Here is a 24673-nt window from a genome sequence, read left to right as displayed (position 1 = left end):
GTATCTTATGAATCAACATCCTGATTTTTTATTAAACGAAATTCATAGTCCCAAAGATTTAAAGAAATTAAATCTTGAACAATTAAAACAACTCGCTTCAGAAATTAGAACCTTAATTCTTGAAAAAGATTCTGTTGAAGGTGGGCACTTAGGACCTGATTTAGGTATTGTAGAAACTACAATTGCCTACCATTACGTTTTTGATGCACCCAACGACAAGATTGTGTGGGATGTATCTCACCAAACATACCCACACAAAATGTTAACTGGGCGTGCTATTGGCTGGCTTGATCCTGAACATTATGAAGATGTTACGCCTTACACCAATCCAGAAGAAAGTCCTTATGACTACTTTGCCATTGGTCACACCTCAACTTCAATCGCCTTAGCTACTGGTTTAGCCAAGGCCCGTGATCTAAAAGGTGGACATGAAAGGATTGCTGCCTTAATTGGTGATGGTTCTCTAACTGGTGGCTTAGCCTTTGAAGGTTTAAATAATGCTGCCGTTGAAAAACATAATCTTTTAACCATCATTAATGATAATCAAATGTCCATTGATGAAAATGTTGGTGGTGTAGTTACTGCCCTCAAGAAATTACGAGACAGTAATGGCGAAACACCAGAAAATCCATTTACTGCTATGGGCTTTGACTATTATTATGAAGCAAACGGTAATGACATAGAAAAAATGATTGCTGCTTTTGAAAAAGTTAAAGACTTAGATCATCCAGTTGTTTTACATATCAATACTCTTAAAGGTAAAGGTTATCAACCAGCCATTGATGATGAAGAAGCCCACCACTGGGTATTACCTTTTGACTTAAAGACCGATAAAACTACTGTGCCAGCACCTACATTACCTAATGCAACTAGTGTGGCTTTAGATGTTACTAAAAAACAAATTGAAAAAGATAAAACAACTTTAGCAATTAATGCTGCCATTCCAGGTGTCTTTGGACTCGGTGAAATTAAAAAGCAATATCCAGATAACTACAAAGATGTTGGTATTGCTGAGCAAGAATCAGTAGCTTTTGCTGCAGGTAGCGTTAAAGAAGGTGGCGTCCCAATTCTCTTTGAAAACTCCACTTTCTTACAACGTGCTTTTGATCAATTATCCCATGATGTTGCTGCCAATGACTTACCAGTCGTTATGATAGTTGGTAACGGTGGAATTTCTTCTCAATCAAAGACCCACCTAGGTATTTTTGATCAAGTGATGGTCGGAAACTTACCTAACTGGAATTATTTGGCCCCTACTACTCTAGCTGAAGAAAAAGCAATGATGGAATGGGCTTTAAGTCAACGTAAGCACCCAATTGCAATTAAATTACCAACTAAATCTGTTCCTGAAGGTGACGATGCTAAAACAATCAAGAACTACGATGAGATCAAGTATCAAATTACTTCAGGAAAGAATCCTAAAATTACAATTATTGGTTTGGGAGACTTTTTCGGTCTAGCAAGTGAAGTTGCTCAACAATTAGGAGCAACTTTAGTTAACCCACTTTCAGCTAATATTTTGGACAAGGATGCACTCGATAACCTAGCCCACGATAGTGAAGTAATTGTTACTTTAGAAGATAATGCTTTAGATGGTGGTTTTGGTCAAAAAGTTGCTTCTTACTTAGGTGACCAAGCTGTTAAAGTTTTGAACTATGGTCAAGACCGCGTTTATACTGATCAAGAACCAGTTAAAGATATTATGGAACGTAATCACATAACTGTGGATCACCTTACTCAAGACATTAAGAATATTCTTGATTAATTAAAATACTAATCAAAGGAGACTCAATTTTGAGTCTCCTTTTTTATATTTACTTATCAAATTATAAGTTTTAATAACATATGATATTTTTTATGAATGTATTATTTCTAAGCTTTTCATAAGGCTATATAAATATCTGCTTGTATTCGATAACAATCTTCGATACACTTAGAAGAGCAAAATTTAAGATGAAATGAGGATATTTATATTTATGAAAAAAGGGAAAGCACTTCTAGTAGGTCTTTTAGGATTATTGACTTGTTTTTTAATTGTTGCCTGTGGTGCTAAAAAGGAACAAGCAAAGCCTTACACTGCATACAAGGGCTTAAAAGTCTACCCAGTTACTATTACTAATATTAAATCTAAAGAAGGAGATCTTATCTTAAAAGCTAAGACTCAAGCCCCTGATGGCGCAAAAGTTCTTGCCAAGTCAGAGTCTGGAGCAGATTATTCTATCAACGATAATGTTGCTTCTTCAGATGATAGTGATGGCTACACTTACGCTCGTGTAGAAAACAAAAAAGTTAATTTTAAAATTGATGATTTATTTCCACTAGTTAAAGAAACAAAAGATCTTAACGTAAAAGACACAAAATTAAAGTTCAAAGTTTTTGCTGTGACTGGTTATGATGAAAAATTTGATCAAGAAACTTTAACCGCAGCCTTAAGAAAAGCTATCAATAAAGCAAAAATTAAGACTACAACTTTTAAGGTTAATAAGGAACTTGCAAACTATTACACTGATTTAGATAAAGATGATGATTCTGACTCAAATGACAGTGATTCAAATGATTCCGATGATGTCACTTTTGACGATGATGACTACAAGGAAGTTGCTAGTGATATTCAAACCGCTATTAAAAATGATACCCCTGTTACTTATGATAAGAGTAAAAAGGCTATCATGATTAATACTGATCAATCTGATTCTGACAGCGGTATGCGTCAAATCATCCATGAAGCTGTAGATGGAGATACAGATGATTGGAATGAGTTAACGGATCACTTAACAACAATGTCTGATTCACTTGATGGTGTTTCAATTGTTATCGTAAATCCTGATAACAAAAATCGTACCCTTTACACTGCCAAAGATGGTAAAGTTACTTACGACTTTATTAATAAAAAATAGACTACTAACGATATTCACTTGTGAATATCGTTTTTTTTGAATTTGTTTTAAAATAGCTAATAAGAAAAGAGGTTTATTATGAAGATTGTAATTGCACCCGATTCTTTTAAAGGATCTTTAACAGCAAAAGAAGTTAGTCAAGCTATTTATGCTGGAATCAAACCAATCTTTCCAGCAGCTGATTATGAATTAATCCCAATGGCTGATGGTGGTGAAGGCACCATGGAAACACTTGTAAGTGCAAATGAAGGAAAAATTTTAACTACTTCAGTTCGTTCCCCACTTAATTATCTTGTAGAAGCAAAATACGGTTTACTCGAAAATCAAGATACCGCAGTAATTGAAATGGCGCAGGCCAGTGGAATTCAATATATCACTGCTGAAACAGCTAATCCTTTAATTGCTACTACTTTTGGGAGTGGTCAATTAATCAAAGCTGCTTTGGATCAAGATGTCAAAAAAATAATAATTGGCCTAGGTGGTAGTGCTACTAACGATGGTGGCGCAGGGATGGCACAAGCACTCGGAGCCAAACTCCTCGATCGTTTTGGCAATGAAATTCCTTTTGGTGGCGGCCACCTTAACGACCTTGATCATATTGATATTACAGACTTAGATCCACGTCTGAAAAATGTCAAAATTATTCTTGCCAGTGATGTAAAAAATCCTTTAACTGGTAAAAATGGTGCTTCAGCAGTCTTCGGCCCGCAAAAAGGTGCTACCCCTGAAATGGTTAAAATACTTGATCAAAATCTCCAGCATTTTGCGGCAATCGTAAAAAAGGATCTTCATTTAGATTTAGCAAATATACCAGGCGCAGGTGCAGCTGGTGGCTTGGCCTTCGGCTTAATGGCCTTTGCTGGTGCCCAACTTCATTCAGGGATTGATTTGGTTCTTAAAGAAACCAATTTTGCTCAAAAAGTTAAAGCTGCAAATCTAGTATTTACGGGTGAAGGTGGAACAGATTTTCAAACGCAATACGGCAAAACTCCTTTTGGAGTAGCCCAACTAGCTAAGAAAATAGCACCTGATTGTTCAGTAATTTGCTTAACAGGAAATATTGGGGCAGGAATCGATCAATTATATGGTGATGACAAAATCGATGCAATCTTTGCGACTGAATCAGGTGCTAAAGACCTCGCCCAAGCCATGAAAGATAGCAGCAATGATATTAAAATTTTGTCAGAGAATATTGCTAGATTGTTAAAGTCTTATCATTTTTCACAAAACTAAAAAGACAGCTCATGTAGTGAGCTGTCTTTTTGTTTATTACTTTTGTGGATGATTCTCTTGCCATTTGGCTAATTGTAAATAAGTAGGTTCTAAATCTTTTTCAATTTCGCGATAAAGCTGTAAAAGTTCTTGGTAAATATGTACATTTTGAGCCTTCGGATAATATGTCTTATCTGGCTGGGCAAACTCTTTGATGTCAGCAAAATCATGAAACCAGCCTAAAGCTAATCCAGCTAAGAAAAATGCTCCAATACTTCCACCTTGTTCTTGCTTCATTGTTTGAACTGGTAATTCAAATACATCAGCTAGCATTTGCCTAATTAATTCACTTTTCACAAAGCCACCCGTAATTCTTAAAGTATCTGGTTGACCAACCTGTTCACGCAATGTTTGCCCAACACCAGCTAAATTATAAACAATCCCTTCTAAGACACTACGAGCCATTTGTGGCTGAGTATGATTCCTAGTCAAACCTATAAAAGATCCACGTGCAGCAGGATTCCAAATTGGAGCTCTTTCACCACCCAGATATGGATGAAATAATAAGCCATTACTTCCCGCTGGAACTGTTTCAGCCGCCGCTAAATAATCTTCTGCAGCTGCATTCGGACCAAACAAAGTATTTTTAGCCCAAGCAAACACAATTCCACCATTATTTACCGGCCCACCTATTAAATATTGCTTATTGGGTGATGCATAACTAAAAAATTTACCATTTTTATCTGTTAGAGGTTGGGGCACCAATGTCCTTACAGCACCAGAAGTTCCAACATTTAAAGCAAATTCGTTGTGATCAAGCACCCCAACACCGATCGTAGATAAGTAGCCATCGCTTGCACCCATAATAATCGGTACCTCTGTTCCAATTCCTAGCTTTTGACTATATTCCGGAGTCAAGTATCCAGCTATCTCATCTGGCATTGCTAAATCAGGGAGTTGATCCGGTTTAAGTGTAAGACTTTTCAGTAGGTCAGCATCCCAACTTAAGGTATGCATATTTAAAAGTCCCGTACCCGCCGCCAAGGTCATATCTTCTTTTAATTGACCTGTTAAACGAGCAATAATGTATTCTTTAATTCCAACCCAATATTTTACTTGCTGGTAAAGTTGGGGATTTTTTTGTTTTAACCAGCGCAACTTATAGATTGGCCCCATCGGATGATTTGGTAATCCCGTCTTTAAGTAAATTTGATTATTATTAGCAACATAATTCTGTGCTCGATTATCTGCCCAAGTAAAGCTATTGGAGAGAGGCTCAAAATTTTCATTTAAACCGATTAAGCTATGCATTTGAGCAGACCAAGAAATAGCCGCTAAAGTCCCTTTACGCTTAGCAATCTTAGCCAATTCAAACAATATGTGTTGAACAGCTGCAAAAATCACCTTGGGATCTTCTTCTGCCTGATCAACATGATCTTGAATTAAAGGATAAGCTTGACTTAATTGGGCTAATTGATTACCTGCTTCATCATAAAGTACGCCTTTAGAAGCAGTTGTTCCAATATCGATTCCAATAACTTCTTTCATTTTAAAAGCCTATTTTTTTATTTCTTCAATTACCTGTTTTATCTTTTCATCGCCCTGATTGAGCAAGTTAAGCATCAAACCTTCTGCTCTAACGGTATCATTTCCAGCTTGTTCTAAATAATATTTCCATAAAAACTCTCTTACTGAGCTTTCATCATCGCTCCATGAGAAAATTTCTGTCATTTGATTATCTAACCAAGATAAATTATCAATTTTAGTCATTTACTTTCCTCCTCACATCAATTATTTTATCTTAATTCCCTCTTTATTTTAATTCTTGAGTCAGTTTTTTCTTGCAGCGGCCTTTAGCCTGCAGTAGTTGCATGTAGGAACACTGTGCAAGACTACAGGCTTGTTTTTGGGTCATCATCCCTAATAAAAATAAAGTTGCAATTAATTCTAGTTTACTCAAATTTGTAAGGTACTTTTGATAAATTTCTCTTTCTGGTGTGATACTTAATTCTCGGCTCTCTTCATTGACCATGCCATTAGTAGTAGCCACCTCATAAGAAATTGCTTTGCGATATGGCTCACGTCTCTTTGCCAATTCATAGCGTAAAAGTGAACGCGCATGATTAGACAGCTTGGTTTTATAAAAAGCTCCAAAAGATTTATTCAATTTAAAATCAAATAAGCAACAAGTTTCATAACAAATCATCATCGCATCTTGATCCCAATCATCACTGTCATAATGTCTAATATAATAGCGCTTCTTAATACTATTAACTAAAGGCATGTAACGCTGCATTAATTCTCTTAAGTCTTCATCATTCTTATTTTTCACACCTATAATTAGATCATATTCATTCTTTTTTTCCATAAAAGACTCCTTTATTTTTTTCTCTAATAATAAAGGAGCTAATATTGCGAACATAGCGAACAATTGTTTAATAGATACATCAATGTTTTTTTCTAACTAATAAAAGGTACAGCTTAAATTAACTGTACCTTTTATAATTTCCAGGGAAATATTATTTTCCACCATGTCTACTAGAAAACATCTGATATAGTAAAACACCAGTTGCAACACTTGCATTTAATGATTGAACATGACCTATCATTGGAATAGTTAAAGTTTGATCCATTTGTTTTAGAAGTAATGGGGAAATGCCCTTTCCTTCATTACCAATTACTAAAACTGTTTTTCCTTGTGCGTTCCACTGACGATAGTCTTGACCTTCCATTGCTGTACCAAAAATCCAATAGCCACGTTTTTTGAGTAACTTGGTTGTTTGAACTAAATTATTAACACGAGCTACTGGTACATAATCAATAGCTCCAGTGGAAGTCTTAGCTACAACAGAAGTTAAACCACTTGCTCTTCTTTGAGGAATAATAACGCCATCTACCCCTGTTGCATCGCAGGTACGTAAAATTGACCCCAGATTGTGTGGATCTTCAATTGAATCAAGCATTAATAAAAAGGGTTCTTTACCTTCAGCATCAAATTTATCTAGTAAATCTTCAAAAATTGCATATTCAAAAGAAGAAACTGCTAAGACTAAGCCTTGGTGATTACCATTGTCAGTAAGTTGATCTAACTTGTTTTTAGGCACATTTTGGACAATAAGGTGCTTTTTGCGAGCTAATTGATAAACTTGATTAGCAAAATCTTCTCGTACCCCATTTTGTAAAAATACTTTATTAATTTTTTCGGCGTCTTGAGTTTTTAAGAAATCCAGGCCGGCATGACGTCCAAAAACAAAATCATTATTTGAATTCATAATTTTCAAGTCCTCCATTTTCTACTTGTTCAATACACCAAACTACTAATTCCTCAATTCGTTTAGTCTCTCCTAATAAATCAAGGTAACCAAACATTGCTTCAAAGCCAGTAGATAATTTGTAAGTATTAATCGAAGTATTCTTGGCATGGGTGTGACTTTTAGCGTTACGACCACGTTGAAATGCCGCTAATTCTTCTTCACTTAACATCTTTAAATCTTTCATTTTAGTAATTAAAGATGCTTGTGCTTTAGCAGAAACATAGTGCGTTGCATATCTTTGTAACATTTGCGGTTTAACGATTCCACCTTTAACTAAGTGTCGTCTAATATAGACCTCGTATACGCCATCACCTAAGTAGGCTAATGTTAAAGGCCCTAAGCCATTAGGATTTTGCTTTTTTTCTTTTAATACTTTTGGCTTAAGCACGGTGCCACCTCGTTCCTTGAGGACTATCTTCAACAATGATTCCCATATCTTTTAATTGGTCACGAATTTGATCACTAGCTGCCCAATCTTTATTTTTACGAGCTTCATCTCTTTTAGCAATTAATGCTTCAATCTCTTGTTCATCATCTGAATTTGCTTGAGGTTTGTCCAAATCTACTCCAAAAATACTTAACCAGTCAGTTAATAATTCTTTGAAGTTAGTAATAGCACTACGATCAATTTGATCTTCTTGCAGATGACTATTAGCTTTTGAAACCAACTCATAGACTACACTCAATGCATTTTGTACATTAAAGTCATCATCCATAGCTTCAATAAATTCTGCCTTTGCTTGCTCAAGATCGGCTCTAAATTCATCATCTGTAATCGTTAAACTATCTTCAGCTAAACGGTCTTTAGTCAAACGTAATGTATTCTTATAACGTTCTAATACTGTCTGCGCTTGCTTCAAGCCATCTTCAGAGTAATTGATGGGACGACGATACTGAACACTCGACATGTAAAAACGTAAAACCTGGGGATCAACTACTTTCAGAATGTCATGAACCGTAACAAAATTATGTAAGGACTTTGACATCTTTTCCTGATTTTTCCCGACTGTTACGAAACCATTATGGAGCCAATAATTAACAAACTTTTGGCCAGTTTCTGCTTCACTTTGAGCAATTTCATTTTCGTGATGTGGGAACTCTAAATCTTGTCCACCACCATGAATATCAAAGGTAGCACCTAAATATTTAGTACTCATTACTGAACATTCAATATGCCAACCAGGGCGCCCTTTTCCCCAGGGTGAATCCCAGGCTATTTCATCAGTTTCTTTTTGTGCTTTCCATAAAGCAAAATCAATTGGATCTTCTTTTTCTTCTTGCTCTTTACTATCAATATGGCTTGAAGCACCTTCTTCAAGTTCAGCAATATTTTGATCACTTAATTTCCCATAATCAGCAAACTTTTTAGCACGATAGTACACATTGCCATTTACTTCATAGGCATATCCCTTATTAATTAATTCTGCAACAAAAGCAATAATGTCCTTTATTTCGTGAGTTGCACGTGGATGAAAAGTGGCTGGTTTAATATTTAAAGCTGCCGTATCTTCTTCATAAGCTGTAATAAATTTATCCGCTAATTCAGGAACAGTAATCTTTTCCCTTCTAGCTTCATTAATCATTTTGTCATCGACATCTGTGAAATTAGAAATATACTTTACTTCATATCCCCGATACTCAAAATAGCGTCTAATCGTATCAAAAGCAATGACACTTCTAGCATTACCGATATGGATGTAGTTATAGACGGTTGGGCCACAAACATACATGCTAACTTTCTTAGCTTCAAGTGGTTTAAATTCCTCTTTTTTACGGGTTAAAGTGTTAAAAACTTTCACACAGATCCCTCTTTTCTAAATTACTCATTAGCTCTATTCTAACAAAAAAAAGCTACGCTTTCGCGTAGCTTTACTTTTAAATCGAAATTGTTTTAAAGCCCAAGTTCACTTAATTGCTTTAAAGTTAAATCAATATGTTTCATAGTCTTTTCTTTACCCAATAATTCGATTGCTTCACCAACACCTGGTCCAACCATTGAACGGGTTGAAGCAATTCTGATTGGCATAAATAACTTTCTACCCTTAACTCCAGTTTCACGTCTAGTTGCTTGAATGGCGTTCATCACTTGAACTGCAGTAAAACGTGGAATACTGTCTAATTGTTTCTTAAATTCTTCAATTACTGGACGAGCATCATCTTTCTTAAGTTCTTCGATTTCTTCTTCTGAAAGTTCAGGTTCTTCCTCAAAGAAAATCTTAGAAAGATCAACAATTTGTTGAGTATATGACATTTGAACTGCATAGATATTTACAAGTTGACGGATCCATTCCATCTTTTCAGGACTAATTTCTTTGTCAACTAAGCCAGCTTCTTGTAAGTTATTCAAAGCTAAATCTAATAATTGATCACGATCAGCCTTTTTTACGTATTGGTTATTGATCCATTCAAGTTTCTTTTGGTCAAAAGCAGCAGGTGATTTTGATAAACGAGCAGGATCAAAAGCCTTAATTAATTCTCTTTGTGAGAAAATCTCACTTTCACCAACTGGTGACCAACCAAGTAAAGTGATGAAGTTAAACATTGCATCTGGTAAGTAACCAAGATCACGATATTGTTCAATAAATTGAAGAACTGATTCGTCACGTTTAGAAAGCTTTTTACCAGTTTCGGAATTAATAATCAAAGTCATATGACCAAACTTAGGTGGTTCCCAGCCAAGTGCTTCATATACTACTAATTGCTTAGGAGTATTAGCAACGTGGTCATCACCACGTAAAACGTGAGTAATTTCCATTAAATGGTCATCAACTACTACCGCAAAGTTGTATGTTGGCATCCCATCACGTTTTTGAATAACAAAATCGCCACCGATAGTATCAGATTCAAAGGAAACCTTGCCTTTAACCATATCATCCCAAGCATAGGTTCTCATTTCTGGAATATGAATTCTTACAACTGGTTTAAGACCCTTTGCTTCTGCATCTGCTTGAGCTTGTTTAATTTCATCAGCAGTCATACCTTCATATTCGTAAGTGTAGTGAGGAGCAACACCCATCGCACGTTGTTCTTCACGTTGAGCTTCAAGCTCTTCTTCAGTCTTATATGAATAGTAAGCTTTACCTTCATCAATTAATTGTTGAATATATTTATTATAAATATCTTTTCTCTCAGATTGACGGTAAGGACCATAATCCCCACCAACATCAGGACCTTCATCCCAGTCAATTCCAAGCCAATGAAGGTTTTCCATTTGAGACTTAGAACCACCTTCAACGTTACGTTTTTGGTCAGTATCTTCAATACGAAGAATCATCTTACCCTTATTATGACGGGCAAATAAGTAATTAAATAATGCTGTACGTGCATTACCGATATGCAAGTGTCCTGTTGGACTTGGTGCGTAACGAACACGAATTTTTTGTTTAGCCAAAATTAAGCGCCTCTTTCAAAATTCTAAAATTTACCTATTTAAGTTTAACTTTTACTGGTAAAAAGTTCAATTCTATCCGAAAACTAACTTTAAAGTTTGGGGTAAACTTGCTACTCCAATTACTTCAATCTTGTCATTAGCTTTTAATTTATTAGTCATATTATGTTTTGGAACAAAAATTCTCTTAAAACCAACTTTTGCAGCTTCATTTACTCTTGCTTCAATTTGATTAACCTTTCTTACTTCCCCAGTTAATCCTAATTCTCCTACAAAACAATCAGTAGCCGCAATTTCTTTATTCTTGTAACTTGAAGCAACTGCCATTGCAATTGCCAAATCAACAGCTGGCTCATTTAATTTAATTCCACCAGTTGCAGTCAAAAAAGCATCTTGATTCTGCAACATTAAATTGCCCCGCTTTTCTAAGACAGCCAATAAAAGTGCAACTCGGTTATAATCTAACCCTGAAGTAGTTCTTTTAGCATAACCAAATGCTGTTGGAGTTACTAAAGCTTGAATATCCGCTAAAATTGGTCGTGTTCCTTCTAAAGAAACAACGACTGCTGATCCGGTAGAATTAGGTAAACGTTCATCTAAAAAGATCGCCGAAGGATTAGTTACTTCTGATAAGCCCTCAGTTTTCATTTCAAACATTCCAATTTCATTTGCCGCTCCAAAGCGATTCTTTACGGAACGTAACATCCGGTAAGAATGATTACTATCACCCTCAAAGTAAAGCACAGTGTCAACCATATGTTCCAGAATCTTTGGTCCTGCAATTGAACCTTCTTTAGTGACATGTCCAATCACAAAAACAGTAATTTGATCATTTTTGGCAATTTTCATAAGTTCACTAGTTACTTCACGTACTTGAGAAGCTGATCCCACCATAGAATCTAATGATGGTTCATTCATGGTTTGGATTGAATCAATTACTAAAAAATCAGGTTTAAGATCGTCAATTTGTTGGCGGATATTTTCCATATTTGTTTCTGGATAAAGTAAAATACCACTCTCTCCAACATGCAAGCGATCAGCCCGTAGCTTAATTTGATTAGCCGATTCTTCCCCAGAAACATAAAGAACTTTATTATCCTTTGCCAGCGCACTAGAAATCTGCAACATTAAAGTGGATTTTCCGATACCTGGGTCTCCTCCAATTAGGACTAACGATCCAGGAACTATTCCGCCACCCAACACACGATTTAGTTCTTCAAATGGTGTAACCAATCTTTCTTCTTTATGGGTCTTAATATTTTTTAAATTAACTGGTTCATTACTACCGGTACTTGTCATTAAACGTGAAGCAGTTGCTTTTGTTGAAACTGTCTTTACTTGTTCAGTTTCCTTTTCGAATTGATTCCAAGCACCACAATTAGGACAACGTCCTAAATAAGACGCTGAAATATAGCCACAATTACGGCATTTATAGCGTGTTTTAACCTTTGCCATCGCTGCTCCTTTCTCTAATTAATTCCTGAAGAACCAAATCCTCCAATTCGCTTTTTCTGAACTGGCTGGTCATCATCAGCTTTAAGATATTTCATAAATATCCCTTGTCCGATGCGATCACCTTTTTTTATTTTTCGTGGACGTACCCCATAATTAATAAATTGGAAAAATAGTTCTCCTTCATTTTTTTCATTATTATAGTAATCACTATCAACTACGCCAATCCCATTAGGAAGAGAAATATTATGCTTAAAGGTATTTGAAGAACGATTAGCTAAAATTAACACTTCATCTTCTGGCATATAGGCTTTTATTCCCGTAGGAACTAAAATCGGCTTTAATATTTTTTCAGCTCTTTCTAAATCTAATTCATTTAGTTCATGTCCATTTCTAATCAAACGGTAAATTCTGACAAAATCTAAACACCAGATTGATGGAATTGTAATATCTTCAGCTGCCTCAAAATCATAACCTGCACTTGCAATTGTTTGACGTTGAGGTAAGTTAATATTTTTATCTTTATATTTTGAAACTACTTCAAATCCTCGCGTCCGCATAGCTTTCTCCTTATTAATAACCTTGCTTCTATTTTACCCTAAAACCGGCATTAAAAATGACCATCTATTATTTATTACGCAGATTTAATAATTATCTGTTAGCTATGTTTTCTTTTTCTAAATAATGTTAAGATAGATTATAAATAATTTAATATATTCTTAATTTTACTTATAGGAGGTAAATTTCTATGGCAAAAGAAATTTCTCAAGCTGATATTGAAAACTATCAAAATGATTTAGCTAAGCATCCCGTAGTTAATGTTGCATCTCATGCAGCACAAACAAATGGTATCTACAAGGCTAGTGAAAATTTAGAAACTAAAATTGACCTTGATCCAACCTTTTCAATTGAAATTGAAACTGGTAAGCCAGCTGATCAAAAGCAATCAGGTCGTTGCTGGATGTTCTCCGCATTAAATACTATGCGTCATCCACTTCAAAAAGAATACAAATTAAAAGACTTTGAATTATCTCAAAACTATACTAACTTTTGGGATAAGTTTGAAAAATCAAATTGGTTCTTTGAAAATGTAATTTCCAGTGCTGATAAGCCACTTGGTGACCGTAAAGTGGCATTTCTATTTGCTACCCCACAACAAGATGGTGGTCAATGGGACATGCTATGCGGCATTATTGAAAAGTATGGTATTGTACCTAAGAGTGTTTACCCAGAAACTGCTAATGCTACTAATTCAAGTGCTTTAAATGATACTTTAAACACTTTACTTCGCAAAGATGGCCTAGAGTTACGTCAAATGATTAACGATGGTAAATCCGATGATGAAATTCGAGCACGTAAAAATGAAATGCTTAATGATGTTTACCGTATCTTAGCTATTTCTCTTGGTGTGCCACCTAAGAAATTTAACTTTGAATATCGTGATGATAATAAGAATTATCATATTGACAAAGATTTAACTCCAAAAGAATTTTACAAAAAATACGTTGACCTTGATTTAGAAAATCATATTTCAACCATTAATGCACCAACTGCTGACAAACCATTCCACAAGGTATTCTCAGTTGAATACTTGGGAAATATTGAAGGTGGTCGCCAAGTACGTCACTTAAATCTTCCAGTTGATGAGATGAAAGACTTAATTATTAAGCAACTTAAAGATGGTGAAGTTGTTTGGTTTGGTTCTAATGTAGTTAAAGATTCAGACCGTCAAGCTGGCTTACTTGATACTAATCTTTATCGCCGTGATCAATTATTCGATACTGACTTCACTATGACTAAAGCACAAATGCTAGATTCAGGTGAAAGTATGATGGATCACGCCATGGTTATCACTGGTGTTGATATCGTTGATGGCAAGCCTACTAAGTGGAAGATCGAAAACTCTTGGGGTGAAAAACCTGGATTCAAGGGTTACTTTGTTATGAGTGATTCATGGTTTGATAACTTTGTTTACCAAGCTGTTATCAACAAGAAATACCTTCCTGAAGATTTGAAGCAGGCTTATGAAGAAGGAAAAGAAAACCCAATTGAATTATTACCATGGGATCCAATGGGTGCTTTAGCTTTTGATGATTAATTAAATAATTTTAGTAAAGAAAAAAAGCGACTTTTAAGTCGTTTTTTCTTTTACCAAATATGTAGTAATCGTGTTGAATCAATTTTACTTAAGTTAAATTGATGAACATGGGGATGTTCATTTTCAGGAAATTCTTGGACAAAATCACCCACATTAAATAATCCAGTAGAGTAATACCATACTCCCTTTACTTTTCTAATGGGGTCAAGCATTTCATTCCTAATTGGATAAGCTGAAATTAAAAAATGCTTATGGTGAAATTTAAAAACAAAGAATGGTAACTTAAAACCTTTAACAACCTCTTCTTTAGTTTTACCTAAAGAAATTACATTATGATAAGATCCATACTTCTGATTAAATTCATCATTAAAAGAAAAGTAGAAATTGGAAATATGCACATGTGGGAAGTCTTCAGGTTTTACTTTGTCTGGGACACAAATCACATGTGAAAACCGATCTAAATTCTTTTCTTTTTGACTCAAGGCACGATCTATTTCATGGGGCAAGATTCGATAAGCCCAATCGGGGACCTCAGGGTGAGATTCATAGTCCTCATACATCTTTTTAATCACAGTTGGTTTTACCCAATCATAGTGCATCCGCGTCTGGTTGCGCTTCAAAAGTCCATCTAAAGTAGTATTTTGCATCAAATCTACTACAAAAAGTTCATACCGATACTTATCAACCCAAGGTTTAAAATGTTCAATTTTTTCAGGAACAATATGGGTTCCATCAACAATGACAGTTTCACCATGTTTCATTTTATGTTCAACTAAATCATCAACCATTTTTTCTGTCTGTTCGGTCACATACCGAGGCACAACTTCATGAAGTGATTTAGTTTTCTTGTCGTAATAGACTGTTAAGTCAGCTAATAAGAGCCGAACTGAATCACGGGAAATAGCGTAAGGTTGTAAGTGATGACGCGCAATAAACGAGGATTTTCCGCAGCCAGGCGCACCTCTAAGTAAGAAAATTTTACGCATTTATTTCTCCAAACTAAAATCTCTCTATTTAAATATACTCGTTAAAAATTCTACCATAAATATGCTTTAAAAATAAATAGAGTTTGCTGTAGAAATATTGAGAGTAAAGCTTAGATACTTATTTCTTAGCTTAAAATTTCTTTATTTGTAATCTTTAAATCCTGATCAAATGTATAAACAATCGGTTCAGCATTTGGAACTTCCAACTTGACAATATCCTTATCTGAAATGTTTTCTAACTTTTTGATTAGTGCCCGCAAGCTAGAGCCGTGTGCAACTACTAATTGATCATGTCCTGCCAATAATTCGGGAGCTATCTTTTCCTCAAAATATGGCATTAAACGCTGCTGAGTTTGATGAAGACTTTCACCACGAGGCATTAAGTGCATATCGTACTTTGCATATCTACGATCTTGAACTGGTCTTTCTAACAATGGTGGCACACTATCGAATCCTCTGCGCCATTCAAGAACTTGCTCCTTACCATATATTTTTCGCGAAACGTCCTTATTCATCCCTCTAAGAGCGCCATAATGGCGTTCATTTAGGCGCCAAGTCTTAGTAATAGGGAGATACAAAAAATCACAAATATCAGCCACGATATAGGCTGTCATAATTGCACGTGATAAAACTGAAGTATGAATATGGGTTGGTACAAAATTAGGAATTTTAGCAACTTTTAAGCCAGCTGCTTTTGCTTGTTCAATTCCTTTTGGACTTAACGGTACATCATTCCACCCAGTATAAATATTATCGCGATTAGCTGTACTCTCTCCATGGCGAATCAAAACAAGTTTTGCCATTATCTTCACCTACTTACGTACAAACAATATGATAATTCCCGCTAACAATAAGACTATCCCCACAACTAAAAAACCAATTAAATTCCATCTTTGATGTTTTAAAGTTTTTGATTGTCCAACATAATCCTTGCTTAATTGCTGGCGTCGATTAAAAACAATAGCTAGGTCATAGAGCCCAACAATAATTAGAATTATCGAAGTCCAGATATTTACTCTCATTCTTTCCTCTCCTAATTACTTAACAAAAAATAGTACAACTCCAGTAATCACGAAAATTATTCCTAAAATCAAAAACGCAATATATCCTCGAGTAGCTGACCCATCTTGGCTTTCTTGATTTTTCTTTGGCCATCTTTTAACAGCAAGTTGAATGTCCCAAAGCCCAACGAGTAATACAATTAAAGCTGTCCAAAATGTCGTTTTCATTTTTAATTTCTCCTTGCTTCAAATAAAAGTGTTAATCACTCTGACTGGTATCAATCATTTTTTCTTTTAAACCACGATTGCATTCAGCTTGTAGCGTAATATGGTTAATACCTAAAGGACTTAATTTATCTTCTATTTCATTATAGAGTTTTTCTAACTCCTCAATTTCTAAATTTGAACAAACATTAATGTGCGCATCTAACATAATTAATTGATCTGAATAACGCCATAAATGAACATGGTGAACATTTGCAATCTCGGGAATCGTTAACATAATTGCTTTGACCTGATCTAAATCGATGCTTGGATTAGATTCCATCAAAACGTTAGCCGCACTTTTTATGATTTTAAAGGCTTCATACAAAATAAAAATCGATACCAAGATAGTTAAAGTTGGATCAAGCCATTCCCAATGCCAAATTTTAATAAAAATTGCTCCAATAACCACTACAATACTTGATAAGGCATCAGATAACATATGAATGAAAGTTGATTTAACATTTAAATTGGCTTTAGAATCATTGTGCATTGCAAACATTGAGATTAGATTCGCAATTAGTCCAATAATCGCCACAATTAACATAATGTTTCCCTTAATTGGCTCTGGCTTTAAAAAGCGCTCAATTGCTTCAATAATTAAAAAGAAAGATATTACTACTAAAATTACCCCATTGGTGAATGCTGCTAAAGTTTCAGCACGTTCATACCCAAAAGTTTTGATATGATCTTTACTTTTCTTACTAATCAAATGTGCAAAAAAGGATAAAACAATTGCTCCTGTATCACCTAAATTATGCAAAGCATCAGATAATAAAGCGAGGGAGCCGGAAAAAATCCCACCTAAAAATTCAGCAATCGTTATTAAAAAATTTAGAATCATTACCCAAATAAACTTAACTGACGTTTTATCATGCATAAACTTGCTCTCCCTTTTCCACTAGTAGTTTACCATAGTCAAAAAGAAAAATATCTTCTCTATTAGAGAAGATATTTATAAATTATTTAAATCTTTACTTTGAATGTTATAATCAACAATTTTAAATTGACCTTCATCATCAATAACCGCCCGAGTTACACTACCATTTCCTGGAAAAGGAATGATGTCCTTTACTGCTGCCTTTTCCCAGTAGACAAGACCTAAACTTTTGATAAAATCACCGTGAGATACTACTAAAACTCTATTTAACCCTTTAGTTTCTTTAGCCAGTTGCTCTACTGCTTGCTTCATACGTTCATTTAATTCTTGGCTATTTTCTGCTAGGTGACGGGGATCAGCTTTTTTGGTCGCATCCCTAAATTTGTCAAAACCTAAAGTTTCAATAATTTTATCGACATTTTTTTCTGGTTTCATTCCACCAGCTACGGCAACTTTTTCCCAAGTTCGATCAATATCGTCCCCTTCAAATGACCCAAAAAATACTTCTCGAAAAGCTGGAAGTTTTTTCATTTTACTAGGAACTGAGACTTTATTATTATCCTGAATTAAATGTGCGGTATCAATTGCACGTTTTAAATCGGAACTATACATTTTGTCAAAGTGAACCTGAGCTAAATTTCTAGCAGTAACTTTCAAATCATTTATGCCCTTTAACGATAACGGAGAATCGGACCATCCCTGGACTTTATTTAATTGATTAAACATTGTTTCCCCGTGTCTTACTAAATAAACTTCAGTTGTCAATTTATCACTCCTCTCACTTATCATATGTATTTTAATTAGATAAATCATATCAAACTAAGTAATATTTTCAACATTTATTACAGCTAAAAGCATCCCTAACATATCTTATTACGCAATTTCGATAATTTTATGAGAAAATTTATTGGGAGGTTAATCATGACCTATAAGAATATCATTTTAATTCCTGAAGGAATTATTTTTAATGAAAAAATTACTGAAAGAGCTGCTTTAAAGAATACTTTTAAAAACTTTAATATAGATAATTTTGATGAAAAAAAGGAACTTTTTAACCAACTTTTTGAGCGTTACTTAAACGAAAAACGGACACAAAGACATCAGCTCCTCTTAACAGCTTTACTACCAGAAATAGAGCTAGATCAAAGTAAGAGTGAATTTTATCAACAACTTATCCACCAAACGCGTTTAACTAAAAATATTCAAGAAGATTTATCTCAGCTTACAGAAGCCACTAATTTGGTTATCACAAGTTTTTTGCCCAATGAGATTATTGCGTCTCGTCTAAACAATTCTAAATTAACTTTAAAGCTTCCAACAGCTTCTCTGGCTGGTGATAGTAGTTTTAGACAAATTATCACTAGCAATAATTGGGATTCAAAAGAGACCTTAATTATTGGGACCAATTTAAATGAGGAAATTCAACAGGCAAATGATGAAGCTGTGGATTCTATGTGGATAAATACTGGACGAAAAGTCCCTATTACGCCCCATCCTACTCTTCATGTTAAGAAATTTGCCGATTGTCTTTTTTATCTAAACTAAATTGATGCGTTAGAATATAAATAGTAAATGTAATTGAAAGGAGACAATTATGACTAAAGTTGCTGTAGTCTTTGCAGATGGCTGTGAAGAAGTTGAAGGTCTGAGTGTTGTCGACGTAATTCGCCGTTTAAACGTCCAATGTGATATGGTGGGACTTGATAAAAAAGGTATTATGGGTGCTCATAATATTAAGATTACTTGTGATAAAGTTGTGGATGATTCTTTATTAGATTACGATCTTGTAGCATTTCCTGGTGGAACTGTTGGTGCCCACAACTTACGCGATGATGATAAGTTAAAAGATATTATGGTTAAACGCCATGAAGAAGGTAAGTGGGATGCTGCAATGTGTGCTGCACCAATTGCTTTAGGTAGATATGGTATCTTAAAAGATACTAATTATACTTGTTACCCAGGTTTTCAAGATGAAATTCAGGAAGAATGTCCAAGTGCTAAATTTAGCGAAGACATTACTATTACTGACGAAGAACACAAGGTAATTACAAGCCGTGGTCCTGCTACTGCTTGGGCATATAGTTATGCGATTGCCAGAGCCTTGGGAATTGACCCAAGTCAACTAGAAAAAGCTATGTTATACGACTATCTTGCAAAGAATATTAAAGATAGCTTATAAGAAAAAGAAGTTAGCTCCATGAGCTAACTTCTTTTTTTATAATTGTTCTTTCTCGAAAGAACTTAATTTAGAAATTTGATAACCGTTGCGTAAGAAATGTTCCATATCTTCCGGCTCACGACCAGTTATGCGATGAAAATCATCGGAAGTAGCTTTTAATAGTCCCATTGCTCCTCCCGCATACATTGATGATAGTTCTGAGCCATCACCTTCAGCCGCATAAATTTGGGCAAATTTTTCTAAACTAACTGGCTGATAAGTAATAGTCTTTTCAGTGACATTTTGCATAATATAGCTTAATTCCACCATATTAAAATTATGCTCCATACTTAACAAATAAGTTTGTCCTTGATCACGAAATTCAGGCTCTACTGCAAGCTTGGCAATTGCATGTGCACTATCATTTTGAGTAATAAAAGATAAAGGCTGAGCTCCTACAGGATAGATTACATGGTGTCGCTGAATTAATTCAGATAAATACGGTACTAAGGGATCGGCATACAAAGTATTTTTTACAATTGTGTACTTGATTCCTGCCCCCGCTAAGCGACGCGGCACATAAGCATAAAATGGGGACATGACAAACGGATTATTTTCTTGATCTGCAAAGAAACTTACAAAAATAAGAGAAGATTTGTTCTCTTTGGCAGCTGCCAAAACATTTTCAAACTCAGCGATGCGATCATTTAATTTATAAGTCTTACTTGGAATATAGATAACCAAATCAATTCCTTTAAAAGCATTCTTCAAGGTGTCTCTTTGTTGATAATCTATTTTTACTTTTTCCACAGATAATTTATCTAAGAATTTTCCATGAGCTGGATTATGCACACCAGCCTTAATATTTTCCGGCGCTGTAAATGTTGCCAACCATTCAGTTACTCGACGTCCAAGATTTCCAGTTGCACCGGTAATTAAGTATTTCATTATTTTCACCTCTTTAACGTGCATAACAATTATACCCTAGATGAAAAATTAATGATATTAATTGATATTCTGAAGATTAGAGAAAAAAGGTTTTAATCCATAATTCTAATTAGATTTTACTCAAAATTTTCGAACAAATCTCCAACCCTAAACTATGAGATTCTAAGCCCCAATTTCTTTCGTCATAATTTGTAATGTTAGCTAATGTATCACCAGTAAATAAAATTTGAGCAAAATTAATTTTTCTAAACTTAGCACACGCTGCTAATGCTGCACATTCCATTTCTACTGTGTCTGCTCCTATCGCTTGAAATTGTTTAACCCTTTTTGCTGTTTCTCTAAAGAAACCATCAGTTGTCCATGTAATTCCTTCTCTATAATCTAAGTTCATACTTGTAATTACTTTTTCAATTTCACTTAAATAAGATGATTTCATATCAATGAAATTACTTGGTTCTTGATAATAAAATGATGTACCTTCACCTCTAATTGCCTTGATAGGTAAAACCATCTCATTTTCTGGTAAATCTACTAAAGCGCCAGCATTACCGAAAGCCAGTATACTTTTGATACCATATGCAATCAGCCAATCTAATAACTGAGTTGCAGCTGGGGCACCTAATGGAGCTTGACAGAGAGTTAATTTCTCATTATTTATTTCAATTTCATAAATATTTAGTTGAAATGATATACTATCAAATTTCCCTAATATTTTATAAGGCCTATTCTCTAAAAAAAGTGTCTATATTGTCTTTAGGGACAAATGCATATAATAACCTTTCATGAAATTTAAAAGGTAGTCTATCATGATTTGGTTCTATTACAGCATGTTTATTATTATCAAAATCTAAAATAAAATTTTCCTCTATCATGATACTTACTCTCCCCTTTTTTAAATTAAAATTATTATACTTTAATATTTTTTTAATTACAATAATACTCAAAGACTTAATTGATCGAATTTAGAGTGAAGTTTTATCCACTTTTCTATATTAAAAAATCCTGTCGAAAGAATATCGCAAAATATTCATCAACAGGAACACTCATGGCATCTTGTAATAAACTTTATTACTTTCCTTCCCATCTATTAAAATACCATTTACTAAATAAAATTATTAATATTGTAAAAATTAAAGGAATAAGATATTCAATCATCACTAATTTTATTAAATCCCAACTTATGCCTGGTTGCCAAAAAGTAATCAATCGCATTTGCCAAGCCCATGGAATTATTGGCCAAACTATATCAAATAAACTTGTTATACTTAACAACGAAATTACTGTTCCGAAAAATCCAATAGTTAGCGTTCCACCAATATTCCATTTTAAAGCTGCACATTGTGCCAGTTCATACTGAGCTAGTCCACATAATGCAAAAACTATACTCACCCCTATTAATTTCAAAAACGAAACATTATTTACTGAATTTAGTCTTAGAACCAAGTAATAAATTAAGCTAGTACCAATAATCTCAACTCCGTATAGGCCCCAATAATAATAAAGTTGATCTTGAACTACTATCCCTTTTTTTACTGGCTCAGTTAACCAATTTTTAAACTTTCCTGCCTTTTCTTCACGATCAAATACTGAAGAAACTACTATGCTAATTAAAATAGGTGAGGAAATAGACAAAATCTCAAAGAAAATGATTACCATGCTAGCTGATGTAATACTATCTTTTCTGTTTCCATAATACATCCCTACAGCAAGTGGAAATAAAATTAATATTATTAAATGTAGAAACAATAAAAAACTACGTCTCATTTTCATTATTTCTGCTCCAACTATTTTTTTAAGCATGCTCTATCACCTGCTTTTTAAAAGATCTGGCACTTAAAAAGCTTAATACGATAAACAAAATAATTGAGGTTCCCAGTGTCCAATAGTTATTGGAAAGAACTGTAGGGTCTTTTACAATTAATCCATTAACATTCATTTTAATTAATGAAACTGGCATTAAATCAATCCAAGTAAATGGAAATACTTTTCCAAAAGCTGTTGGTGCAATAAAAATACCAAGTATGCTTCCTATAAAAGCAACTCCAATGGAAAAATATAAATTAGTTACTCGGCTTAGCCATATATAAAATGGTATTTCCCAAAGAGAAGTAATAAAAATGCCAAATAATGCAATAATGCAAAATACGACAGGCACTGTTATAGTCATAAAACAACTTTCTAAGAGAATCAGAGCACTTAGTACAACTGTTGCTATAAATGATAGGAGAACTCCATGAAGTATTCTACCTAATTCATAATTAAATAAATTTATAGGTGAACTTAATATCATTTTATATTCTGTACTATTTTTTTCATGTCGATCAATTAAGCCAATAATTAAAGCTAGAAAGAAATTCACCCAAATAATACTCCATTGATTAACAATCGTTTGAACTACATAACCTGTAGACATAAAAAGAAGAGTTGCCATAATTACAACTAAAAGCGGGAAAAACCAAACTAACTTCCTAACTATCGTTCTTTTGTTCTTTAACCATTCACTAGAAATAGTTTTAAACATTTTGAACCCCACCTTTTATCAAAGTATTATTAAATAATTCTTCTAAATTAGTCTGAGGATTATATGACTGTTCTAATAATAATTTTCCATTTCCAATAATTCCAATTGTATCAGCCAAATGTTCCACTTCTGAAAGCATATGACTAGATATGAGGATAGTAATATTTTCTGCTTTTAAATTAGTAATTAAACTTCTAAGTTGCTGAATACCCAAAGGATCAAGTCCATTAGTTGGTTCATCTAAAATTAATAATTTTGGATTTCCCACTAGCGCTAGTCCAATCCCTAACCTTTCCTTCATCCCTAAAGAAAAGTCTTTGGCAAGTTTTTTTCATCTTCATACCCCAATAGCTCATTCAATTTATTATTATCCCCTATGGTTTTCTAACATATTATCAAATGTCTAGTCTATCTTCAATCTAAGAAATAAAATCAATTTGTTCTCTCTTAATACTTCAATCCACTTTATATTTTTATCAACGACTAATTTCTAAACAATAAGATTTTTTATGATAATAAAGTCAAGCTGTAAATTCAAAAGTAATTATAAACTCAAAAAAAGAACCCAGCATAAGCTGAGTTCTTTTTTGAAATATTTGAAACGATAATAAGATTAACGTTTTGAGAATTGTGAAGCTTTGCGGGCCTTCTTCAAACCTGGCTTCTTTCTTTCCTTCATTCTTGGATCACGAGTTAACATACCGGCCTTCTTCAAAGGAGCACGGAAATCTGGGTCAACTTCTAAAAGTGCACGTGCAATACCAAGACGAATTGCACCAGCTTGACCAGAGTAACCACCACCATTAACGTTAACTAAAATGTCGTATTGACCTTCAGTTTCAGTAATGTCTAATGGTTGCTTCAAATCCTTAACTAAAATTGGGAAAGGAATGTAATCATTAATATCTTTTTTATTTACAGTAATCTTACCATTACCTGGTACTAAGCGTACGCGCGCAACAGAATCCTTGCGGCGACCAGTTCCAGCATAAGCTGCTTGTTGTGCCATTTATATAAACCTCCTAGATGAATTATTTGTTAATGTCTAACTTTTCAGGCTTTTGTGCTGCATGTTCGTGGTCTTCACCAGCGTAAACATGTAACTTCATAAATTGTTGGTGACCAAGGGTATTCTTTGGTAACATGCCTTTAACAGACATTTCAACTAATCTTACAGGATTGTTGGCTAATAATTCACCAGCTGGAGTAGCCTTTAAACCGCCACGGTAGTCTGAGTGGTGGTAGTAAATCTTATCAGTTGCTTTCTTACCAGTCAATTTCAATTTACCAGCGTTAATAACGATAACGTTGTCACCAGTATCAACATTTGGTGTATATTGAGGCTTATTCTTACCTCTTAAAATTGATGCTACAGCAGCAGATAATCGACCAAGTGAAATATCAGTTGCATCGATAACATACCACTTACGATTAATATCACTAGTTTTTGCTAATGGGGTAGTACGCAATTTGAATTCCTCCGTTTTCTTGTGTTTGACATACAATAAGTTTCCGGGGCCTATCGTGGACAAACATACATATAATAATTTACGT

The 24673-nt window shown here is 34.3% G+C and carries 26 protein-coding genes and 2 pseudogenes; 6 read left to right on the top strand and 22 right to left on the bottom strand.

Translation table 11 applies throughout. The annotated features are described in order from the left end of the window. Nucleotides 1-7 precede the first annotated feature (7 nt). The 3 genes from FP432_RS07580 (at nt 8) to FP432_RS07570 (ending at nt 4130) form a co-directional block, all read left to right on the top strand. Complete coding sequence (locus FP432_RS07580) at nt 8-1765, top strand: 1-deoxy-D-xylulose-5-phosphate synthase (RefSeq protein ID WP_265488712.1); 1758 nt, start codon at nt 8-10, stop codon at nt 1763-1765. 211 nt (nt 1766-1976) lie between these two features. Further along, complete coding sequence (locus tag FP432_RS07575; protein ID WP_265488711.1) at nt 1977-2897, top strand: hypothetical protein; 921 nt, start codon at nt 1977-1979, stop codon at nt 2895-2897. 78 nt (nt 2898-2975) lie between these two features. Further along, entirely contained in the window at nt 2976-4130 is a 1155-nt protein-coding gene (locus FP432_RS07570; RefSeq protein ID WP_265488709.1) for a glycerate kinase, read from the top strand. Nucleotides 4131-4166: 36 nt separating this feature from the next. Here the strand turns inward: FP432_RS07570 and FP432_RS07565 are convergent, their stop codons facing one another. From FP432_RS07565 to FP432_RS07525, 9 genes are all read right to left on the bottom strand, one after another. Then, nucleotides 4167-5657: a gluconokinase gene (locus FP432_RS07565; RefSeq protein ID WP_265488708.1), complete on the bottom strand. Its 1491-nt coding sequence runs from the start codon at nt 5655-5657 to the stop codon at nt 4167-4169. 9 nt (nt 5658-5666) lie between these two features. Next, nucleotides 5667-5879: a hypothetical protein gene (locus tag FP432_RS07560; protein ID WP_265488707.1), complete on the bottom strand. Its 213-nt coding sequence runs from the start codon at nt 5877-5879 to the stop codon at nt 5667-5669. A gap of 43 nt (nt 5880-5922) precedes the next feature. Beyond that, nucleotides 5923-6477 carry a sigma-70 family RNA polymerase sigma factor gene (locus tag FP432_RS07555; protein ID WP_265488706.1) on the bottom strand — a complete coding sequence of 185 codons (555 nt, stop codon included), beginning with the start codon at nt 6475-6477 and terminating at the stop codon, nt 5923-5925. A gap of 151 nt (nt 6478-6628) precedes the next feature. After that, nucleotides 6629-7381 (bottom strand): 23S rRNA (guanosine(2251)-2'-O)-methyltransferase RlmB, encoded by a 753-nt coding sequence (gene rlmB, locus FP432_RS07550; RefSeq protein WP_265488705.1) that lies wholly within the window; start codon nt 7379-7381, stop codon nt 6629-6631. After that, entirely contained in the window at nt 7368-7811 is a 444-nt protein-coding gene (locus FP432_RS07545; RefSeq protein ID WP_265488704.1) for a Mini-ribonuclease 3, read from the bottom strand. The genes rlmB and FP432_RS07545 overlap by 14 nt, the downstream gene beginning before the upstream one ends. Then, complete coding sequence (gene cysS, locus FP432_RS07540) at nt 7804-9222, bottom strand: cysteine--tRNA ligase (protein WP_265488703.1); 1419 nt, start codon at nt 9220-9222, stop codon at nt 7804-7806. The genes FP432_RS07545 and cysS overlap by 8 nt, the downstream gene beginning before the upstream one ends. 92 nt (nt 9223-9314) lie before the next feature. Beyond that, the gene (gene gltX, locus FP432_RS07535) at nt 9315-10814 is read right to left on the bottom strand and encodes a glutamate--tRNA ligase (RefSeq protein WP_265488702.1); all 1500 of its coding nucleotides are present in this window, start codon (nt 10812-10814) and stop codon (nt 9315-9317) included. Nucleotides 10815-10886: 72 nt separating this feature from the next. After that, a complete protein-coding gene (gene radA / locus FP432_RS07530) occupies nt 10887-12266 on the bottom strand; it encodes a DNA repair protein RadA (protein ID WP_265488701.1) in 1380 nt (459 codons plus the stop codon). A 14-nt stretch (nt 12267-12280) separates the two neighbouring features. Beyond that, complete coding sequence (locus FP432_RS07525) at nt 12281-12823, bottom strand: dUTP diphosphatase (RefSeq protein ID WP_265488700.1); 543 nt, start codon at nt 12821-12823, stop codon at nt 12281-12283. Nucleotides 12824-13011: 188 nt separating this feature from the next. Here FP432_RS07525 and pepC point away from each other — a divergent pair, with 188 nt between their 5' ends. Beyond that, nucleotides 13012-14361: an aminopeptidase C gene (gene pepC, locus FP432_RS07520; RefSeq protein WP_265488699.1), complete on the top strand. Its 1350-nt coding sequence runs from the start codon at nt 13012-13014 to the stop codon at nt 14359-14361. Between the two features lie 50 nt (nt 14362-14411). Here the strand turns inward: pepC and FP432_RS07515 are convergent, their stop codons facing one another. The 6 genes from FP432_RS07515 to FP432_RS07490 form a co-directional block, all read right to left on the bottom strand. Further along, nucleotides 14412-15347 (bottom strand): AAA family ATPase, encoded by a 936-nt coding sequence (locus FP432_RS07515; protein ID WP_265488698.1) that lies wholly within the window; start codon nt 15345-15347, stop codon nt 14412-14414. Between the two features lie 125 nt (nt 15348-15472). Continuing rightward, the gene (locus FP432_RS07510; RefSeq protein WP_265488696.1) at nt 15473-16150 is read right to left on the bottom strand and encodes a 2,3-bisphosphoglycerate-dependent phosphoglycerate mutase; all 678 of its coding nucleotides are present in this window, start codon (nt 16148-16150) and stop codon (nt 15473-15475) included. A 9-nt stretch (nt 16151-16159) separates the two neighbouring features. Continuing rightward, nucleotides 16160-16369 (bottom strand): hypothetical protein, encoded by a 210-nt coding sequence (locus tag FP432_RS07505; RefSeq protein ID WP_265488695.1) that lies wholly within the window; start codon nt 16367-16369, stop codon nt 16160-16162. Nucleotides 16370-16384: 15 nt separating this feature from the next. Then, nucleotides 16385-16576: a hypothetical protein gene (locus FP432_RS07500; RefSeq protein ID WP_265488693.1), complete on the bottom strand. Its 192-nt coding sequence runs from the start codon at nt 16574-16576 to the stop codon at nt 16385-16387. Nucleotides 16577-16607: 31 nt separating this feature from the next. Next, complete coding sequence (locus FP432_RS07495) at nt 16608-17492, bottom strand: cation diffusion facilitator family transporter (RefSeq protein ID WP_265488692.1); 885 nt, start codon at nt 17490-17492, stop codon at nt 16608-16610. Between the two features lie 75 nt (nt 17493-17567). Next, nucleotides 17568-18257 (bottom strand): histidine phosphatase family protein, encoded by a 690-nt coding sequence (locus tag FP432_RS07490; protein ID WP_265488691.1) that lies wholly within the window; start codon nt 18255-18257, stop codon nt 17568-17570. Nucleotides 18258-18413: 156 nt separating this feature from the next. On the opposite strand from FP432_RS07490, the gene FP432_RS07485 reads away from it, so the two are divergent. Next, nucleotides 18414-19037 carry a hypothetical protein gene (locus FP432_RS07485; protein WP_265488690.1) on the top strand — a complete coding sequence of 208 codons (624 nt, stop codon included), beginning with the start codon at nt 18414-18416 and terminating at the stop codon, nt 19035-19037. A gap of 49 nt (nt 19038-19086) precedes the next feature. Beyond that, nucleotides 19087-19671, top strand: coding sequence for a DJ-1 family glyoxalase III (locus tag FP432_RS07480; RefSeq protein ID WP_265488689.1), 585 nt, complete (start codon nt 19087-19089; stop codon nt 19669-19671). Nucleotides 19672-19707: 36 nt separating this feature from the next. Here the strand turns inward: FP432_RS07480 and FP432_RS07475 are convergent, their stop codons facing one another. The 7 genes and pseudogenes from FP432_RS07475 to rplM form a co-directional block, all read right to left on the bottom strand. Continuing rightward, nucleotides 19708-20598, bottom strand: coding sequence for an NmrA family NAD(P)-binding protein (locus FP432_RS07475; RefSeq protein WP_265488688.1), 891 nt, complete (start codon nt 20596-20598; stop codon nt 19708-19710). A gap of 109 nt (nt 20599-20707) precedes the next feature. Further along, nucleotides 20708-21470 (bottom strand): annotated as a pseudogene (locus FP432_RS07470) (nucleoside phosphorylase). 196 nt (nt 21471-21666) lie between these two features. Further along, nucleotides 21667-22398: an ABC transporter permease gene (locus FP432_RS07465; RefSeq protein ID WP_265488687.1), complete on the bottom strand. Its 732-nt coding sequence runs from the start codon at nt 22396-22398 to the stop codon at nt 21667-21669. Continuing rightward, complete coding sequence (locus tag FP432_RS07460; RefSeq protein ID WP_265488686.1) at nt 22391-23119, bottom strand: lantibiotic immunity ABC transporter MutE/EpiE family permease subunit; 729 nt, start codon at nt 23117-23119, stop codon at nt 22391-22393. Before FP432_RS07460 ends, FP432_RS07465 begins: the two co-directional genes overlap by 8 nt. Continuing rightward, nucleotides 23112-23450: pseudogene (locus tag FP432_RS07455) on the bottom strand (AAA family ATPase); the annotation flags it as partial. The gene FP432_RS07460 and the pseudogene FP432_RS07455, both read right to left, overlap by 8 nt. Before the next feature lie 282 nt (nt 23451-23732). Beyond that, nucleotides 23733-24128, bottom strand: coding sequence for a 30S ribosomal protein S9 (rpsI, locus tag FP432_RS07450; RefSeq protein ID WP_117117481.1), 396 nt, complete (start codon nt 24126-24128; stop codon nt 23733-23735). 22 nt (nt 24129-24150) lie between these two features. Next, nucleotides 24151-24588, bottom strand: coding sequence for a 50S ribosomal protein L13 (rplM, locus tag FP432_RS07445; protein WP_265488685.1), 438 nt, complete (start codon nt 24586-24588; stop codon nt 24151-24153). Between the last annotated feature and the right edge of the window lie 85 nt (nt 24589-24673).

The sequence above is a fragment of the Lactobacillus sp. PV034 genome, from assembly GCF_014522305.1.
Lineage (GTDB): Bacteria > Bacillota > Bacilli > Lactobacillales > Lactobacillaceae > Lactobacillus.
The sequence above is the reverse complement of the archived record's forward strand: the minus strand, read 5'-3'. Positions and strand labels throughout refer to the sequence as shown.

What these genes read in the sequence shown, in the direction of transcription:
- FP432_RS07475 (WP_265488688.1), bottom strand. Translation starts at nt 20,598, where the DNA reads ATGAAATACTTAATTACCGGTGCAACTGGAAATCTTGGACGTCGAGTA.
- radA (WP_265488701.1), bottom strand. Translation starts at nt 12,266, where the DNA reads ATGGCAAAGGTTAAAACACGCTATAAATGCCGTAATTGTGGCTATATT.
- FP432_RS07485 (WP_265488690.1), top strand. Translation starts at nt 18,414, where the DNA reads ATGACCTATAAGAATATCATTTTAATTCCTGAAGGAATTATTTTTAAT.
- FP432_RS07575 (WP_265488711.1), top strand. Translation starts at nt 1,977, where the DNA reads ATGAAAAAAGGGAAAGCACTTCTAGTAGGTCTTTTAGGATTATTGACT.
- FP432_RS07500 (WP_265488693.1), bottom strand. Translation starts at nt 16,576, where the DNA reads ATGAAAACGACATTTTGGACAGCTTTAATTGTATTACTCGTTGGGCTT.
- FP432_RS07480 (WP_265488689.1), top strand. Translation starts at nt 19,087, where the DNA reads ATGACTAAAGTTGCTGTAGTCTTTGCAGATGGCTGTGAAGAAGTTGAA.
- FP432_RS07515 (WP_265488698.1), bottom strand. Translation starts at nt 15,347, where the DNA reads ATGCGTAAAATTTTCTTACTTAGAGGTGCGCCTGGCTGCGGAAAATCC.
- FP432_RS07555 (WP_265488706.1), bottom strand. Translation starts at nt 6,477, where the DNA reads ATGGAAAAAAAGAATGAATATGATCTAATTATAGGTGTGAAAAATAAG.
- rlmB (WP_265488705.1), bottom strand. Translation starts at nt 7,381, where the DNA reads ATGAATTCAAATAATGATTTTGTTTTTGGACGTCATGCCGGCCTGGAT.
- FP432_RS07495 (WP_265488692.1), bottom strand. Translation starts at nt 17,492, where the DNA reads ATGCATGATAAAACGTCAGTTAAGTTTATTTGGGTAATGATTCTAAAT.
- FP432_RS07510 (WP_265488696.1), bottom strand. Translation starts at nt 16,150, where the DNA reads ATGGCAAAACTTGTTTTGATTCGCCATGGAGAGAGTACAGCTAATCGC.
- FP432_RS07570 (WP_265488709.1), top strand. Translation starts at nt 2,976, where the DNA reads ATGAAGATTGTAATTGCACCCGATTCTTTTAAAGGATCTTTAACAGCA.
- FP432_RS07505 (WP_265488695.1), bottom strand. Translation starts at nt 16,369, where the DNA reads ATGAGAGTAAATATCTGGACTTCGATAATTCTAATTATTGTTGGGCTC.
- FP432_RS07580 (WP_265488712.1), top strand. Translation starts at nt 8, where the DNA reads ATGAATCAACATCCTGATTTTTTATTAAACGAAATTCATAGTCCCAAA.
- rpsI (WP_117117481.1), bottom strand. Translation starts at nt 24,128, where the DNA reads ATGGCACAACAAGCAGCTTATGCTGGAACTGGTCGCCGCAAGGATTCT.
- FP432_RS07560 (WP_265488707.1), bottom strand. Translation starts at nt 5,879, where the DNA reads ATGACTAAAATTGATAATTTATCTTGGTTAGATAATCAAATGACAGAA.
- FP432_RS07465 (WP_265488687.1), bottom strand. Translation starts at nt 22,398, where the DNA reads ATGCTTAAAAAAATAGTTGGAGCAGAAATAATGAAAATGAGACGTAGT.
- FP432_RS07565 (WP_265488708.1), bottom strand. Translation starts at nt 5,657, where the DNA reads ATGAAAGAAGTTATTGGAATCGATATTGGAACAACTGCTTCTAAAGGC.
- pepC (WP_265488699.1), top strand. Translation starts at nt 13,012, where the DNA reads ATGGCAAAAGAAATTTCTCAAGCTGATATTGAAAACTATCAAAATGAT.
- FP432_RS07460 (WP_265488686.1), bottom strand. Translation starts at nt 23,119, where the DNA reads ATGTTTAAAACTATTTCTAGTGAATGGTTAAAGAACAAAAGAACGATA.
- FP432_RS07525 (WP_265488700.1), bottom strand. Translation starts at nt 12,823, where the DNA reads ATGCGGACGCGAGGATTTGAAGTAGTTTCAAAATATAAAGATAAAAAT.